This window comes from Rhodoferax sp. GW822-FHT02D07 (assembly GCF_058802405.1).
This window is the reverse complement of the sequence record NZ_JBXAOD010000003.1, coordinates 141,125-157,165: the sequence shown is the minus strand read 5'-3', so window position 1 is coordinate 157,165 and position 16,041 is coordinate 141,125. Positions and strand designations below refer to the sequence as shown.

12 protein-coding genes are annotated in these 16,041 nt (G+C 67.9%); 7 read left to right on the top strand and 5 right to left on the bottom strand.

The window, feature by feature from the left end; genetic code table 11:
• Positions 1 to 3: 3 nt before the first annotated feature.
• Genes AC1RNN_RS08905 through dacB form a run of 3 tightly spaced genes read right to left on the bottom strand, consistent with a single transcriptional unit; the run spans position 4 to position 4,899 of the window.
• Positions 4 to 1,308 (bottom strand): DUF3422 family protein, encoded by a 1,305-nt coding sequence (locus tag AC1RNN_RS08905; RefSeq protein WP_493090899.1) that lies wholly within the window; start codon positions 1,306 to 1,308, stop codon positions 4 to 6.
• Complete coding sequence (locus AC1RNN_RS08900) at positions 1,305 to 3,413, bottom strand: cyclic nucleotide-binding domain-containing protein (protein ID WP_493090900.1); 2,109 nt, start codon at positions 3,411 to 3,413, stop codon at positions 1,305 to 1,307. Before AC1RNN_RS08900 ends, AC1RNN_RS08905 begins: the two co-directional genes overlap by 4 nt.
• A gap of 10 nt (positions 3,414 to 3,423) precedes the next feature.
• Positions 3,424 to 4,899 carry a D-alanyl-D-alanine carboxypeptidase/D-alanyl-D-alanine endopeptidase gene (gene dacB, locus AC1RNN_RS08895; RefSeq protein ID WP_493090901.1) on the bottom strand — a complete coding sequence of 492 codons (1,476 nt, stop codon included), beginning with the start codon at positions 4,897 to 4,899 and terminating at the stop codon, positions 3,424 to 3,426.
• Positions 4,900 to 5,027: 128 nt separating this feature from the next.
• On the opposite strand from dacB, the gene tsaB reads away from it, so the two are divergent.
• The 6 genes from tsaB to AC1RNN_RS08865 all read left to right on the top strand — a co-directional run bounded on the left by tsaB (position 5,028) and on the right by AC1RNN_RS08865 (position 11,468).
• Positions 5,028 to 5,753 (top strand): tRNA (adenosine(37)-N6)-threonylcarbamoyltransferase complex dimerization subunit type 1 TsaB, encoded by a 726-nt coding sequence (gene tsaB / locus AC1RNN_RS08890; RefSeq protein WP_493090903.1) that lies wholly within the window; start codon positions 5,028 to 5,030, stop codon positions 5,751 to 5,753.
• 8 nt (positions 5,754 to 5,761) lie between these two features.
• The gene (gene rimI / locus AC1RNN_RS08885; protein WP_493090905.1) at positions 5,762 to 6,247 is read left to right on the top strand and encodes a ribosomal protein S18-alanine N-acetyltransferase; all 486 of its coding nucleotides are present in this window, start codon (positions 5,762 to 5,764) and stop codon (positions 6,245 to 6,247) included.
• 21 nt (positions 6,248 to 6,268) lie between these two features.
• On the top strand, positions 6,269 to 7,108 hold the full coding sequence (locus tag AC1RNN_RS08880; protein WP_493090906.1) for a uracil-DNA glycosylase: 840 nt from the start codon (positions 6,269 to 6,271) through the stop codon (positions 7,106 to 7,108).
• A 99-nt stretch (positions 7,109 to 7,207) separates the two neighbouring features.
• Entirely contained in the window at positions 7,208 to 8,047 is an 840-nt protein-coding gene (gene pyrF / locus AC1RNN_RS08875) for an orotidine-5'-phosphate decarboxylase (RefSeq protein ID WP_493090908.1), read from the top strand.
• Positions 8,048 to 8,159: 112 nt separating this feature from the next.
• Positions 8,160 to 9,965 (top strand): DUF1800 domain-containing protein, encoded by a 1,806-nt coding sequence (locus tag AC1RNN_RS08870; RefSeq protein ID WP_493090909.1) that lies wholly within the window; start codon positions 8,160 to 8,162, stop codon positions 9,963 to 9,965.
• A 9-nt stretch (positions 9,966 to 9,974) separates the two neighbouring features.
• Complete coding sequence (locus tag AC1RNN_RS08865) at positions 9,975 to 11,468, top strand: DUF1501 domain-containing protein (RefSeq protein WP_493090910.1); 1,494 nt, start codon at positions 9,975 to 9,977, stop codon at positions 11,466 to 11,468.
• Positions 11,469 to 11,533: 65 nt separating this feature from the next.
• On the opposite strand, the gene AC1RNN_RS08860 is transcribed toward AC1RNN_RS08865, so the two are convergent.
• Positions 11,534 to 11,911 (bottom strand): DUF779 domain-containing protein, encoded by a 378-nt coding sequence (locus AC1RNN_RS08860; protein ID WP_493090911.1) that lies wholly within the window; start codon positions 11,909 to 11,911, stop codon positions 11,534 to 11,536.
• Positions 11,912 to 12,180: 269 nt separating this feature from the next.
• Complete coding sequence (gene exaC / locus AC1RNN_RS08855; RefSeq protein ID WP_493090912.1) at positions 12,181 to 13,704, bottom strand: acetaldehyde dehydrogenase ExaC; 1,524 nt, start codon at positions 13,702 to 13,704, stop codon at positions 12,181 to 12,183.
• A gap of 296 nt (positions 13,705 to 14,000) precedes the next feature.
• Between exaC and AC1RNN_RS08850 the strand changes: the two genes are divergently transcribed.
• The gene (locus AC1RNN_RS08850) at positions 14,001 to 15,914 is read left to right on the top strand and encodes a sigma-54-dependent Fis family transcriptional regulator (protein ID WP_493090913.1); all 1,914 of its coding nucleotides are present in this window, start codon (positions 14,001 to 14,003) and stop codon (positions 15,912 to 15,914) included.
• The last annotated feature ends 127 nt before the right edge of the window (positions 15,915 to 16,041 follow it).

The following is a 16,041-nucleotide window of genomic DNA, read 5'->3' as shown; positions in this document are numbered from 1 at the left end:
GGGCTAGTTGGGCGGCAAAGCCCGATTCAGTTTTGCCACGCCCCACCACACCGCGCCAAAAACAAAAGGCACTGCCCCCATAGCCCAGAAAAGTGGCTCCATGTCCACGCCGGCCTGCTGCACCATGCGCGCCAGTTGCCAGACTAGGCCGCTGATACAGAAGGTGCCAGCGGCGATGGTGAGTCCTGCAACGGTCAGTTGCAGGCGGCGCACCCGATCGCGCGTCTGTTCCAACGTAGCGATGGTGTGGCGGTTCTGCTGTTCCATGGTGGCGGTGAGCCGGGCGTGTAGCAGGCTGGCGGTGCGTGCGATGCGCGCACTGAGATCTTCGAGGCGGCGCTCGGTAGCAGCCATGGTGGTCAAAGCGGGGGCCAGGCGGCGCTCGATCTGCTCGCTCAAGGTGCGGGTGTCGGTGGCCTGTTTCTCGCGCAGCTCGCTGAGGCGCTGGGCGGTGATGGCGGCATAGGCGCGGCTCGCATCAAACAACGGGCGGTGTGCGGCCAGACTGGCTTCCACACGCGCAGCCAGCGGCAGCAACTGGGCCAGCAGGGCATCGGGCGGCGCCTCGGTGTTGGCGCTCAGCGCTACCAGGGCCTGTTCCATGTCGCGCAGCGGGGCCATCAGGGTCTGGGCGGCGGGCAGGCCGCGCAGGGCCATGATGCGGTAGGTCTCTATTTCCAGCAGGCGCTGGGCGATGCGGCCGGCGCGCGGCTCGCCCATGCCCTGGGCGGCAACAACCAGCATGCGCGCAAAGCCGTCGGGCTGCAGCGCGAGGTCGGTGACGACGCAGGAGTGCGGCGGCGTGCCCATGAGGGAGGCAACGGCCGCGCCCTCGGCAAACCAGTGGCCGTAGGCGGTGGCCCGCGTGACAGCGTGCGGCGGCTCACCCCAGAGCATGACGAGGTGGGTGGCGGCCAGCGTCTGGCCGGGCACCTGCTCCAGCCAACCGTCTTCAGGGAAGAGCTGGCTGACGTACTGCTGCGGCACGTCATTGATGAGCGTGGCCGGGGGCAGGGCACGCGTCAGGGTGTAGCGTGTGAAATCGGTGTGGCGCTCCCAGCGCAGCGTGCAGGCACCGACTTGCACGCGCAAATGACCGCTGCTCAGTTGGGTGACATCGAGGTCACGCTGGCCCGGCAACTTGGCGAGGTGGGCACATTCGGTGGCAAGGTCCACATCGGCATTGGCGACCACCACGCACAGCGCATGCACCGGCAGGCCCATGCGCGGCGGCGGGCGGCGCAGCACTTCGTTGTGCAGCGCGGCGCGTTGCGCGTCGTCCTGGGGGATCTGCCGTGGTGCGTTCATGGTGTGAGGCTGCGCAGCCGCAAGGAGAGTTCCCTGGCAATGTTGCGCGTGATGCGCAGGGCCGCAGCGGGATGCTGCTGCACCAGTGTAGCAATCGCGGCGGCGTCGAGCTGCCATGCGGCCACGGCGGTGTCGGCGCGCGCGCTGGCCGAGCGCGGTTGGCCGTCGATCAGCCCCATCTCGCCGACAAACTGGCCCGGCCCTAGCGTGGCCAGGCGCGCCGCGTCGTGCTGGGTGTCGGCCAGGATGCTGACCTGACCCTGCACGATGAGCCAGATGCCATTGGCCGGTGTGCCGCGCGCAAACAGCAGCGCACCGCTGGCCACCTTGCAGGGCTGGCCCAGCGCGAGCACGGCGGCGCGCTCGGGCTCGCTCAGGCCCAGCAGCAGCTGGTTGGCCTCTGCCGCGCAGTGGGCGCTGGTGGCGGCGATGCCGGCGCGCGCCAGCAGCTGGTCTTCGCAGGCTTCCAGGCCACGGTCCAGGTCGGGGTGGTAGGCCACGCCGGGCAGAGCCTCCAGGCCGCTGCGCAAGGTCTTGGCTGCGCTGCGCTGTAGCCCGCAGAGGTGCACCGCGCGGTGCTGTGCCAGCAGCGCCTGTACCAGGCCACGCACAGCGGCCACACCACTGGGGTCCACCGCATGGACCTGGCTGATATCCAGCACCACCGCGCCGGTGCGTGCGTCGAGCTCGGTGGCGAGTTGCTGCAGGCGCGCGGTGTTGCCAAAGAAGAGGTGGCCGGTGAGCTGCAGCACGCCCACTGCATGGGCCTGTGCGCGCAGCCGCGCCAGCGTCTCGGGCGTGCGGATGCGGCGCGAATGCTGGGTGTCCAGATAGGCCCACTGGGCGGTGAGCTCGCGCGAGACGCGCTTGAGCACGGCCAGGCTGGACAGGCCGATGCCGACCAGGCAGGCCCAAATCAGGTCGCCCCAGAAGCCGATCAGGGAGATCAGTGCGGTGATCTGGAAGCCCAGGTCAGAGAGCTGGGCGCGGCGCGCGGCGCGGCCCTGCCAGAGCGTGGCGAGCTGGCTGCGGAATACCGGGTCGATGAGCGGGCCGCATTGCAGCAGCAACAGGCCGGCGGCCAGGCCCACGGGCAGGGCCACCAGCCAGGGCGCGGCCAGCCACAGCGCCAGCGTGAGCAGGGTGTAGCAGGCCAGCGCGGCGCGTCGGCCTTGTCCGCCCGCACCGCGGTTGCTCAGGCTGAACAGCGGGCTGGTGCTGCAGGGCACGCCGCCCAAAAGCGCGCCCGCCAGATTGGCCGTGCCCAGCGCGATGAGCTCGCGGTTGCCGTCGGCGCGTACCTGGTGGCGGTGCTCCATGAGCGCGGCGGCGGTGAAGGTCTCCAGAATCATGATGAGCGCCAGCGTGAGCGAGCCCGGCACCGCCACGCGCAGCAGGCGCGCCGGCTCCAGCGAGCCCAGGTCCAGCTGGGCCCACCATTGGAGTGAACGGCCCGCGTCCAGCGCCAGCGCGCTGGGTGCGGCGGCAGGTTCCAGCCAGACCGCGCAGGCCAAGCCCAGCAGCGCGGCCACCAGCACGGCCGGCAGCGCGCGCAGCCAGGCCAGGCGCGTCTGGCCCCATTGCCAGAGTGCGTAGGCACCCAGCATGGCGGCGGCACTGACCCAGGCCAGGCCGCGTGCGTGATACAGCTGCTGCAGCGCCAGCCAGGCCAGCAGCAGGGCCGTGCCATTGCCGATGCCGGCCGCCACGGGCGAGGGCACCATGCGGAATACCAGACCCAGGCGCAGCACGCCAGCCAGCAGTACCAGCGCGCTGGCGGCGAGGTAGAGCAGGGTGCCCAGGGCCAGTCCGGTGGCCACCCCGCCAGGCGTGAGCAGGCTGAGCTGCAGCACCAGCGTGGCATAGGTGGTGAGCGAGGCCGCGCGCGGCGCGGGCAGCAGGGCCGCGTGGCCGCCCAGCAGCAGGCGCACCAGCGGCACCACGCTGGCCGCGACCAGCGCGGCCCAGTAGGCCGCCGGCAGCGCCGCCGCGCCCAGCAGGCCGGCCAGGATGAGCAGCGGGCTGATGGTGGTCGACAGCCCTTGCAGCGCCGTCTCCAGCCCGGCGCGCAGTTCACGCAAATTGGAAGGAGCCGGGCGCGTCATGGGCGGGGGCTTACTGCTCGTTGGCGACGGCGTTGACCAGCGCGTCGATGGCCGGGCGCGCCGCGTCGGCGTTGGGGTGGTTGATCAGCGCCACCAGCACATAGCGTTTGCCGTTGGCGGCCAGTACATAGCCAGCGCGCGCCACTACATTGCTGAGGCTGCCGGTCTTGAGGTGGGCGCTGGCATTGCCCTTGGCACGGCGCAGCGTGCCGTCCACGCCAAAGATGGGCAGCGAGGCCATCAGTTCGGGCATGGCGGGCGAGACATAGGCGGTCTGCAGCAGCCGGCCCAGGCCCTGGGCGCTGATGCGCTCCTGGCGCGAAAGGCCGGAGCCGTTGTCGAGTACGGGCACATCGTCGGGCCCCATGCGCTCGCGCCACCAGCGCTGCACGGCGGCGCGGCTGGCCGCAAAGCTGCCCTGGGCCAGGCTGGGGTCGACGCTGCCGTCAGTCACCACGGGTGCGGCGTTGCCAGTACGGCCCAGCGTCAGGAACACCTGCTGGGCCATCACGTTGTTGCTGTACTTGTTGATGTCGCGCACGATCTCGGCCAGCGGCGCGGAGTTGCTCACAAACGCAGGCTTGCCTGCAGCCAGCGCGGCAGGCACCGTGCCAAAGCGGGCTGTGCCCGTGAGGCGCCCGCCCATGGACTCCCACAGGCCCAGCACGGCGCGCGGGCCGTAGCTCTTGGGGTCGGCATAGGCCACGGGCCAGACCTTCTCGCCGCAGCTGGCCGGGTAGTTGCCCAGGAAGCGGATGCGCGTGGGGTCGGCAAAGTCGGCCTTGAGCGTGCTGCGGTAGTCGCCGCAGTCGCCCGTGCCCATGGGCACGGTGGGCGCCATGGCCACGCCGGCCAGCGGCGGGTCGTACTGCACCTGGGCCACATTGGCACCGCGGTCGGGTGTGAAGGTCATGACCACCGACTTGAAGTTGATCAGTAGCGCGTCGGGCGCGGCGTTGTAGGGGCGCAGCGGCTCGCCGTCGAACTTGCCGGGGTCGACCTCGGGCACATCCAGTGCGCTGCGGTCCAGCACGATGTCACCCGCGATCGTGCGGATGCCCAGACCCTGCACGCGGCGCAGCAGCAGCCACAGGCGCTCCAGCACCAGCTTGGGGTCGCCCTGGCCCTTGATATAGAGGTTGCCCTGGAACGTGCCGTTCTGCACCGTGCCCTCGGTATAGACCGGCGTGGCCCAGCTGTAGGCCGGACCGAGCTGGTCGAGCGCGGCAAAGGTGGTGACCAGCTTCATGACCGAGGCCGGGTTCATGGGCACGGTAGCGCGGTGGCTCAGGCGCGCCGGTGCGCCGGTGTTCTGCGCGTCCAGCACCAGAAAGGCCGTGGCATCGCGCGGCACCTTGGCGCGGGCCAGCGCGGCGTCTACCTCGGGGGGCAGGGACTGGGCGCTGGCGCCCAGGGAGAGCAGGCCGGTGCAGAGGCCGAAAAGGGTGGCCAGCTTGCGCAGGGCATGGGGGGGGAGCAGGTGCATCGCCGGATTATCCGGTCAGCGCCGATAATCGGAGCCTGCCCGCCGCCGGGGGGTGTTCGCAGTGCTACTGAATCAGGAGCTGCTTGCGCACTATCCACGGGGGCCGGAGGCACTTTTTATAGATATTCATGAACCTGCTGGCCATCGATTCCGGAACCGAACACCTGTCCATCGCCGTCTGCCATGGCGAGGCGGTGTGGCAGTACGCCGGTGCGGGCGGCGCGCGCGCGTCGACCGACCTGATTGCCGGCGTGCTGGATCTGCTGGGCCAGGCCGGGGTAGCCATGGGCGCGCTGGATGCCATGGCCTTTGGCGCCGGGCCGGGCTCGTTCACCGGCCTGCGCACTGCCTGTTCGGTGGTGCAGGGCCTGGCCTTCGGTGCTGGCGTGCCGGTGCTGCCCATGGATTCGCTGCTGGCCGTAGCCGAAGAGGCGCGCCGCACGGCCGCGCCCGAAGCCGATGCGCTGCAGGTGCTGGCGCTGCTGGATGCGCGCATGGAAGAGGTCTATGCCGCGCACTACGCCTACGCGGGTGGCCGGTGGCGCGTGCTGCAGGGCAGCACCCTGCTGCGGCCTGAAGCGCTGGCTCTGCCCGATACCGACCAGGCCAGCGGGCCGCTGCTGCTGGCTGGCAATGTGTTTTCCGTCTACGCCGATCGCATCCCGGCTGCCTTTTTGCAGGGCGGCACTGTGGTGCCTGCGCTGCCCACAGCGGCCGCCATGCTGCGCCTGGCGCCGGCGGCGCTGGCCGCGGGCCAGGCTGTGGATGCAGCCCATGCCATGCCCAGCTATGTGCGTGACAAGGTGGCCAAGACCACGGCCGAACGCATGGCCGAGAAAGCTGCTGCCCCATGAGTTCCGGCATGAGTACGCCACCCGATCTGGCCTCCTTCTCGCAGGCGTCCGAAGCCCGTTTCGAGCCCCTGCTGGCCGACCGGCTGGACGAGGTGCTGCGCGTGGAGCAGCGGGCCTACGCCCAGCCCTGGAGCCACGCCAACTTTGTGGATGCGCTGCAGAGTGGTTACGAGGCCCAGATGTTGGTGGCCGATGGCTATGTGCTGGGCTACTTTGTGGCCATGAAGGGGGTGGACGAGGTGCACCTGCTCAACATCACTGTGGCGCCCGAGTTTCAGCGCCAGGGCTGGGCGCGGGTGATGCTGGACGCATTGGCAATCTGGGCGCGCGGCCAGGGCGTGCAATGGCTATGGCTGGAGGTGCGAGTGAGCAATCTGCGCGCCCTGCGCATTTACGAGAAGCATGGCTACCGCCGCGTGGGCCAGCGCAAGGCCTACTACCCGGCAGGCAACGGCCAGCGCGAAGACGCGGTGGTCATGAGCCTGCCGCTTTGAGAATCTGAAGAGACTGCTGCCATGGCCCTGACCCTTGATGACCGCCAACGCGCCATGCTGCTGGAGATGGGGGTACGCGTCTGGCTGCCGGGCACGGCCTTCGAAACCGAGCCGCCGCTGCCCGCAAGCCGTCCGGCCGCTGTGGCTGCACCCGTTGCCGCACCGATGGCGCCGCCTCCTGTTGCCGTGACGGTCCCCGTACCCGCGCCCGAACCGGTGCGCGCCGTGCCCCTGGCACGCGCGCCGGCTGCTGCCAGTGGCATGCCGCTGGGCCTGGAGGCCATGGATTGGGAGGCCTTGGTCAGCACGGCTGCCAGCTGCGACGCCTGCGGCCTGTGTGCGGGTCGCAAGAACAGCACCCTGCAGGCCGCACCGGGCCAGCGCGACTGGCTGGTGGTGGGCGACCCACCCGAAGAAGACGAAGACCGCGCAGGCCAGGCCTTTGTGGACGCCCCGGGCCAGCTGCTGGACAACATGCTCAAGGCCATGGGTGCGAGCCGCAGCGGCACGGGCGCGGAAGGTGCGCACGCCACGCAGGTGGTGAAATGCCGCCCGCCCCATGGGCAGATCCCGCAAGCGGCCGATCTGGCGCAATGCGCCCAGTACCTGCAGCGCGAGATTGCGCTGGTGCAGCCCAAGGTCATCTTGGCCATGGGCCGCTTCGCCATCCAGACCATGTTGGCCGAACACGGTGCGCTCGCCACCCAGCCGCTGGGCAAGCTGCGCGGCACGGTCTACCAGTACCGGGGCATCCCCGTCATCGTGAGCTACCACCCCAAGCTGCTGCTGCGCAACAGCGCTGACAAGGCCAAGGCCTGGGCCGACTTGTGCCTGGCGATGGACGTTAGGGATGGGTTGTAGGGCCCCCACGCTCCGCCGCTGCGCGGGTCGCTGCCCCCGAGGGGGCGCATTTCCCTTGGGGCGGCCCGGCGGGAAATGGCCTCCGTAAAATAGCGCCCCATGACCTTTCTTGACCAGTTGCGCACCGCCGAGCGCCAAAACGGCTCCTTGTTGTGCGTGGGCCTGGACCCCGAGCCGACCAAGTTTCCGGCGCATCTCAAGGGCGACGCCAGCAAGATTTACGACTTCTGCGCCGCCATCGTGGACGCCACGGCCGACCTAGTGAACTCTTTCAAGCCGCAGATTGCCTACTTTGCCGCGCACCGCGCCGAGGACCAGCTCGAAAAGCTCATGGAGCACATGCGCCGCACGGCGCCCCAGGTACCCATCATCCTGGACGCCAAGCGCGGTGACATCGGCAGCACGGCCGAGCAGTACGCCAAGGAAGCCTTTGAGCGCTACGGCGCCGATGCGGTGACGCTCTCGCCCTTCATGGGCTTTGACTCGGTCCAGCCCTACCTCAAGTACCACGGCAAGGGCGCCTTCCTGCTGTGCCGCACCTCCAACCCCGGTGGCGACGACTTCCAGCCGCGCCAATTGGCTGACCTGCCCGGCCAGCCGCGCCTGTACGAGCACATTGCCAGCCTGGCCCAGGGTCCCTGGAACCTGAACGGCCAGTTGGGCCTGGTGGTGGGCGCGACCTACCCCGCCGAGATCGAGCGCGTGCGCGCCCTGGCGCCCACGCTGCCCTTGCTGATCCCCGGTGTGGGCGCGCAGGGCGGCGATGCCGTGGCCACCGTCAAGGCGGGCTGGCGTGCCGCAGCGGGCGAGACCACGGGCCCCATCATCGTGAATTCCTCCCGCGCCATCCTCTACGCATCGGCCGGTGCTGACTTTGCCGCCGCCGCGCGCCGGGAAGCCCAACGCACGCGCGACACGCTGCAAGCCGCCACCCGTTAGCCCGGGCTCACCGGCCGTCTCTAGAGCCGGTAATTCTTTGTAAGAACGCTGGGCAGGGAGTAAGGGTGGGCGCTACGCTGCGCGCATCCTGCGATTCCCTGATGAGGCTGCCATGCGCGGCGTCACCGACGACACCGACCTTTCCACACTGCCCCCGCCCCCGGCTGCCCAAGCGACGTCTGTCGGGGCGCTGACGGCGGTGGCGCTGGCCTCGGCGGCTGCACTCGCGGCCTGCGGGGGGGGAGGCGGCGGTGAATCTGGTGGCGGTAGCGCCGAAACCCCGGTGGGGGGGCGCAGCGTTACATTGCAGGCCACCTCGGCCGCCATGGCGCTCAGCGGCAGCAGCATCAGCGCCGAGCAGGCCGCGCGCTTTCTGTTGCAAGCCCAGTTCTCTGCCAGCGATGCCGACATTGCCCAGGTGCGCAATGGGGGCTACGCGCGCTGGATCGAGGGCCAGGTGGCGCTGAACTTTGGCACGCGCGGCTGGGACTGGCTCAATGGCCAGGGCTATGGCGATCCTTACAACAGCAACGCCTATTACGACCAGAGCTACCCGGCCGACTACATGGTCTGGAACCAGCTCATGGCCAGCAGCGATCCCATGCGCAAGCGCATGGGGCTGGCGCTGTCGGAGTTCTTTGTGGTGTCGCTTGCGGGGCTGGACTTCCGCTGGCGCAGCCACGCCATGGCGCACTACTGGGACACGCTGTGTGCCCACGCCTTTGGCAACTTCCGCACCCTGCTGGAAGCCGTGACCCTGCATGTGGCCATGGGCTACTACCTCAACACCAAGGGCAACAAGAAAGAGAACGCCTCCGGTCGCCAGCCCGACGAGAACTACGCCCGCGAGGTGATGCAGCTCTTCAGCGTGGGCCTGTACCTGCTCAATGCCGATGGCACGCAGCAGCTGGACGGCAATAGCAAGCCGCAGGAGACCTACACCACCAGCGACGTGAGCAATCTGGCGCGCGTGTTCACCGGCTATGACGTGGACATGAGCCAGAACGTAAACGTGACTGCCAACGGCACGACGGTGGGCAATACCGCCTTTGCGCGCCTGCCCATGGCCCTCACCGCCAGCAACCACTCCACCCTGGCAGCCACCTTTCTGGGCACCACGATCCCTGCCAATACACCGGCCGTCGCCGCGCTCAAGACGGCGCTCGACCGCTTGTTCAACCACCAGAACACCGCCCCCTTCTTTTGCAAGCAGATGATCCAGCGCCTGGTGACCAGCAACCCCAGCCCGGCTTACGTAGGCCGGGTAGCTGCAGTGTTTGCCAACAACGGGCAGGGCGTGCGCGGGGACTTGGCCTATGTGTTCGCGGCCATCCTGCTCGACGACGAGGCGCGCAATGCGACCGGCCTCACGGCGCCCGAGTACGGCAAACTGCGCGAGCCCATGGTGCGCATGGTGCAATGGGCGCGTACCTTTGGCGTGGGCTCGGCCAGCGGGGCCTGGAAGATCGGGGATCTGAGCAACGCCGGCACCCAGCTCAGCCAGAGCCCGTTGCGCTCAGGGTCGGTGTTCAACTTCTTCCGCCCCGGCTATGTGCCGCCCGGCACGGCGCTGAGTGCCGGCGTGGTGGCGCCGGAGTTCCAGCTGGTGACCGAGAGCAGCGTGGGTGGTTACCTCAACTACATGATGGGCGTGATCGACGGCGGCCTGAATTCGGGCGACATCAAGGCCGCCTACACCACCGAGCTCACACTGGTGCTGGACCCCACTGCGCTGGTGCGCCGCCTCAATCTGCTGCTGTGCGCGGGGCAACTGTCGGCCACCACGCAGACCACCATCGTGACCGCGCTGCTGGGCGTCACCGTCAATGCCAACAGTTCGGCCACGCTCAAGCGCCAGCGCGTCTGTGCCGCCGTGCTCATGGTGATGGCGTGTCCTGAATATCTGATCCAGAAGTAGCACATCGCCATGTCTGCCCCCCACCTTGATCGCCGTGCCTTCCTGCGCCGCAGTGGCCAACTGGCCCTGACCGGTACGGCGCTGCCCTTTGCGCTCAACCTGGCGGCCATGGGCGAGGCCGCGGCCTTCAACGCGACCGCGGGCGACTACAAGGCCCTGGTCTGTGTCTTCCTGTTCGGCGGCAACGACTACGCCAACACCGTCATCACCTACGACGACCCCAGCTACAACCTTTACAACACGATACGTGGCGGCGGCGCAGGCCAGACGGCCGGCGGCATCGCGCTGGCGAAGGCCGCGCTCACACCCACGCGCCTGCTGCCTACCACGCCGCCGGTGGACACGCTGGTTGCCACCACGCGCGAATATGCGCTGCACCCCTCCATGACCGGCTTGGCCAATCTGTTCAACACCGGCAAGGCGGCCGTGCAGCTGAATGTGGGGCCGCTGGTGGTGCCGCTCACGCGCGCCCAGTACAACAGTACCAACCGCACGCTCTACCCGCGTCCGCCGCAACTCTTCTCCCACAACGACCAGCAGTCACTGTGGCAGTCGTCTTCGCCCGAAGGCTCCACCGTGGGGTGGGGCGGCAACCTGGGCGACGTGGCGCTGCAGAACAGCCTCAACAGCAACTCCCTGTTCACCTGCATGTCGGTGGCGGGCAACGCGGTGTTCCTGTCCGGTGACACGGCCTTGCAGTACCAGGTCAGCACCGCAGGTGCCATCAAGATCCGCCCGGCGACGGATGCCTCGGTCTACGGCTCTTCGCTGGTGCGCAGCACCATCGACAGCCTGATCCGCCAGGCCCGTACCCACAAGCTGGAGAACGAATACAACACCGTCACCGCCCGGGCACTTACGGCGGAGGCCTCGGTTACGAACGCACTGGCGCTCACGCCGCCCACAACCGTGTTTGCCACGGACGGCCTGAGCACCCAACTCAAGATGGTGGCGCGCCTGATCAAGGGGCGCAGCAACCTGGGCGCGCGGCGCCAGGTGTTTTTTGTATCACTAGGTGGTTTTGACCTGCACGACAACCTGGTGGCCCAGCAGCCGGTGCTGATGGACCGGCTCAGCAGCGCGATGACGGCGTTCTACAACGCCACGGTGGAGCTGGGCGTGGAGAACCAGGTCACCACCTTCACTGCCTCCGACTTTGGCCGCACGCTGGCCTCCAACGGTGATGGATCCGACCATGGCTGGGGCAGCCACCATCTGGTGGTGGGCGGAGCGGTGAATGGCAAGGCCTTTTACGGCGTGGCACCGCCGGTGAGCGTGAGCGACGTGAAGGACGGCGGCGGCAACTACCTGCCCGAGAACGCCTGGCATGTGGGCCAGGGCCGGCTGCTGCCCCGCACCTCGGTGGACCAGTACGCGGCCACGTTGGCCAAGTGGTTTGGCGTGACGGATGCGGAGATGCCCGGTATCCTGCCCAACATCAACAACTTCGGCACGGCAGCGGGCCGTGCAGACTATCCCTGGGATCTGGGCTTCATGCAGTGAGTGCTACTGTTTTGATAGCTGTTCGCGAATTTTCCATGCGAGCTAAAGGCCTGTTTAGCTTGTAATCACGCTGCTGCCGGTTTGGCAATGCCGAGTTCAGCCAGTTCTGCGTCGGTGAAGACGCGGGACCGCGTGTGAAACGCTTTGCCCTCGGGTCCTTCGAGGGAGAAGGTGCCGCCGTGGCCTTCGATGACGTCGATGATGAGTTGCGTGTGTTTCCAGTATTCGTACTGGGCGATGCCGATGTAGAAGGGGCAGCCGCCTATGTCGCCCAGATACACATCGCCCGCACCCATGGTGATCTCGCCGGGCAGGTAGCAATTGGCTGCGCTGTTGTCGCAGCAGCCACCGCTTTGGTGGAACATGAGCTCGGGGCCATGTTTGGTTTTGAGGAAGGCCACCAGTTCCAGGGCGGCGGGGGTGGCGATGACTTTGTCGACCATGGTGTTGTCTCCTTATAGGAAGGACTGCTGACCTTGTGGTGTTGGCGCTCGCAACGCAGCAACCCGACAGGGCGTCCACCTCATGCTGGGGTACCAGAAATCGGCGGCCGCCCTGTCGGGTCACCGCGTTGGATGGTTGGTACTCCACGGTGCTAGCGCGGTAGCGGGCTGGGGCGTCCCCCCCCGATTTCTGGTACTCCAGTATGAGGGGGGAGGTCCCAGCCCGCTGCCGCGCGGCTCGGCGCGATGTAACGCGACGTGGCCCCGGCTTAGAAGAACCCCAGCTTGTTCTCCGAGTAAGACACCAGCAAGTTCTTGGTCTGCTGGTAGTGGTCCAGCATCATCTTGTGCGTCTCGCGGCCAATGCCCGATTCCTTGTAGCCGCCAAACGCTGCGTGCGCCGGGTAGGCGTGGTAGCAATTGGTCCACACACGGCCCGCCTTGATGGCGCGGCCCATGCGGTAGGCGACATTGCCATTGCGGCTCCACACGCCGGCGCCCAGGCCGTAGAGCGTGTCGTTGGCAATCGCCAGGGCTTCGGCCTCGTCCTTGAAGGTCGTCACGGCCAGCACGGGGCCGAAGATTTCTTCCTGGAAGATGCGCATCTTGTTGTGGCCCTTGAACAGCGTGGGTTGCACGTAGTAGCCGCCCTCCAGATCGCCGCCCAGATGGGCCTGCGCGCCACCGGCCAGCACTTCCGCACCTTCCTGCTTGCCGAGGTCCAGGTAGCTCAAAATCTTGGTCAGCTGCTCCTTGCTGGCCTGCGCGCCCATCATGCTGTCGGTGTCCAGCGGGTTGGCGTGCTTGATGGCGGCCACGCGTTTCAGGACGCGGGACATGAACTTGTCGTAGATGCTCTCTTGGATCAGCGCGCGGCTGGGGCAGGTGCAGACCTCGCCCTGGTTGAAGGCGAACAGCACCAGACCTTCGATGGCCTTGTCCAGAAAGGCATCGTCCTTGTCCATGATGTCGGCAAAGAAGATGTTGGGGCTCTTGCCGCCCAGTTCCAGCGTGGCGGGAATCAGGTTGTTGGCGGCGGCCTGGGCAATCACGCGGCCGGTGGTGGTGGAGCCGGTGAAGGCGATCTTGGCAATACGCTTGGAAGTCGCCAGCGGCATGCCGGCTTCGCGGCCGTAGCCGTTGACGATGTTGAGCACGCCGGGTGGCAGCAGGTCGGCGATCAGTTCGGCCAGGATGAGGATGGAGATGGGCGTGCTCTCGGCGGGCTTGAGCACTACGGCATTGCCGGCGCCTAGCGCGGGCGCCAGTTTCCACGCGGCCATGAGGATGGGGAAGTTCCAGGGAATGATTTGGCCCACCACGCCCAGCGGTTCGTGGATGTGGTACGCCATGGTGTTCTCGTCGATCTCGCTGATGCCGCCTTCCTGTGCGCGCAGGCAGCCGGCGAAGTAGCGAAAGTGATCCACGGTGAGCGGGACGTCGGCGTTCAGCGTTTCGCGGATGGCCTTGCCGTTGTCCACGGTTTCGGCGTAGGCCAGCAGCTCCAGGTTCTGCTCGATGCGGTCGGCAATTTTGAGCAGGATGTTGGCGCGCGTGGCGGCATCCGTCTTGCCCCAGCTGTCGGCGGCAGCGTGGGCGGCGTCCAGCGCCAACTCGATGTCTTCTGCGGTGGAGCGCGCAGCCTGGGTGTAGACCTTGCCGCTGACCGGGGTGATGACGTCAAAGTACTGGCCTTTCACGGGCGCAACAAACTTGCCGCCAATGAAGTTGTCGTACTTGGGCTTGTAGCTGATCTTGGCACCTGCGGCGCCGGGGGCTGCGTAAACGGTCATGGTTGTCGTCCTCTTGTGGTTGCTGTTGCCTCGCCGTATTGGCGGGTGCAAGCCTTGTCTCAAGAGGCGTGCCAGATGCCTGCTTTTCGCAGGGCCTTGATTTCATTGGACTTGTTGCAGCGCAGCACCCCCGTGCAAGCTGTCCGCAAGCCAAGCCTGTCACGATGCGCCACAGTGACAGCTGTCACAAAATGGAACAGTTGGACACGCCGCCTGCGCGTGGCAATTGCCTTGGCCGGGGCGGCTGCCCATACTGTGCCCACAGCGGGGCGCCACGACCCCGCAGAGGAGACAAGGTGCGACAGACTTCCCCCGTGCTGGCCCTGCGGCAAGCCCGCCAATACCTGCTGGATACCGGCGAGTTCCCCGCTGGCGTGGACGAACGCCTGGCGCGCTCCTGGCACCGCAGCGTAGCCGCAGGCCTGGCGCCCACGGGCCGGGCCGCCACCGACCATGACGACCAGGGCCTGCTGCGCCAGACCCTGGCCAGCAACCATGTGCTGCTGGCGCATTCGCGCCCGGTGATGGACTATGTGTTCGAGCAGGTGCGCCACAGCCAGAGCGTGGTGGTGCTGGCGGACCAGCGCGGCATGCTCATGCACACGCTGGGCGATCCGAATTTTGTGGACAAGGCCGGGCGTGTGGCGCTGAGCCGCGGCGCCTCCTGGCACGAGACGCACCGTGGCACCAACGCCATCGGCACCGCCATCGTGGAGCGCGGCGCGGTGGAGATCCATGGCGGCGAACACTTTTTGGAGCGCAACGGTTTCCTCAACTGCGCGGCTTCACCCATCTTCTCCGCCACCGGCGAGCTGCTGGGCATTCTGGACATTTCGGGCGACCAGCGCAACGGCCATGGCCACACCCTGGGCCTGGCCAGCACTGCGGCCCGCATGATCGAGAACCGCCTGTTGCTGGCCACCTGCAAGCGCAACATCCGCCTGCACCTGCACACCCAGCCCGAAGGCGTGGGTAGCATGGCCGAGGGCATCGTTGCGCTGTCGGACGATGGCTGGATCGTTGGCGCCAACCGCGTGGGGCTGGCCCTGCTGCGCCTGAACCCGGGCGACATTGGCGCCACGCTGCTGGAGCGCGTGCTGGACGTGCGGCTGGACGCGCTGCTGGCACGCCACCAGCGCCGCCCGCAGCAGACCCACACCCTGCGCCTGCCCAATGGTGCCGTGCTGTACGCCCAACTGCAGCAGGAGCAGGTCGGCTGGACCATTGCCCCCGCCGCACCCACCCGTGCAGCCACCGCTGCGCAGGACGCGCTGTCGGCGCTGGACACGGGCGACGCCCGCTGGCGCACTGCCGCTGACAAGGCGCGCCGCGTGCTGGGCAAGCCCATCCCCGTGCTGCTGCAGGGCGAGTCCGGCGTGGGCAAGGAGCTGTTTGCGCGCGCCCTGCACGCCAGCGGCCCGCGCCGCGAAGGCCCCTTTGTGGCCATCAACTGCGGCGCCATTCCCGAGAGCCTGATCGAGTCCGAGCTGTTTGGCTATGTGGCCGGCGCCTTCACCGGCGCGCGCAAGGAAGGCAGCCTGGGCCGCCTGCGTGAGGCCGAGGGCGGCACCCTGTTCCTCGACGAGATCGGTGACATGCCGCTGGCGCTGCAGACCCGCTTGCTGCGCGTGCTGCAGGAACGCACTGTCACCCCTGTGGGTGCGGGCAAGGCGGTGGCGGTGGACTTTGCGCTGGTCTGCGCCACCCACAGCAAGCTGGCCGAGGCTGCAGCGCAGGGGCAGTTCCGGCAGGACCTGTACTACCGCATCAACGGCCTGACCGTGCAGCTGCCCGCGCTGCGCGAGCGCAGCGACTTCTGCGCCCTGACCGAGCGCCTGCTGGCCGAGCTGAGCCCGGAACGCGAGGTGCAATTGGCGCCGGAGCTGATGGCGCGGCTGAGCACCTACGCCTGGCCCGGCAACCTGCGCCAGCTCTCTAGCGCGCTGCGCACCGCCTGCGCCCTGTTGGGCGATGGCGAGACGGTGCTGGATTGGCCCCATTTGCCGGACGACTTGTTAGAGGCTCTGCAGGTGTCAGCAGAAGTTGCCGCACCGGCGTATGCATTGCTGTCGCCGGAGCCGCAAAGCCTGCACGCCCTGTCCCAGGCCGCCATCCAGCAGGCCCTGCAGGCGGCCCATGGCAACGTCTCCCAGGCCGCCCGCACCCTGGGGATTAGCCGGCAGACGCTGTACCGCAAGCTCGCGGCCTGAGTGCCTCTGCCTGCGTGGCGAAAATTGCTACTCTTTTGATAGCTGATTGCGCACATTCCATAGGGGCTGGGTGCCCATTTGATTCATAACCTGATCTGCGCAGCGCAATGCGGCGGTGCCGCCGTAT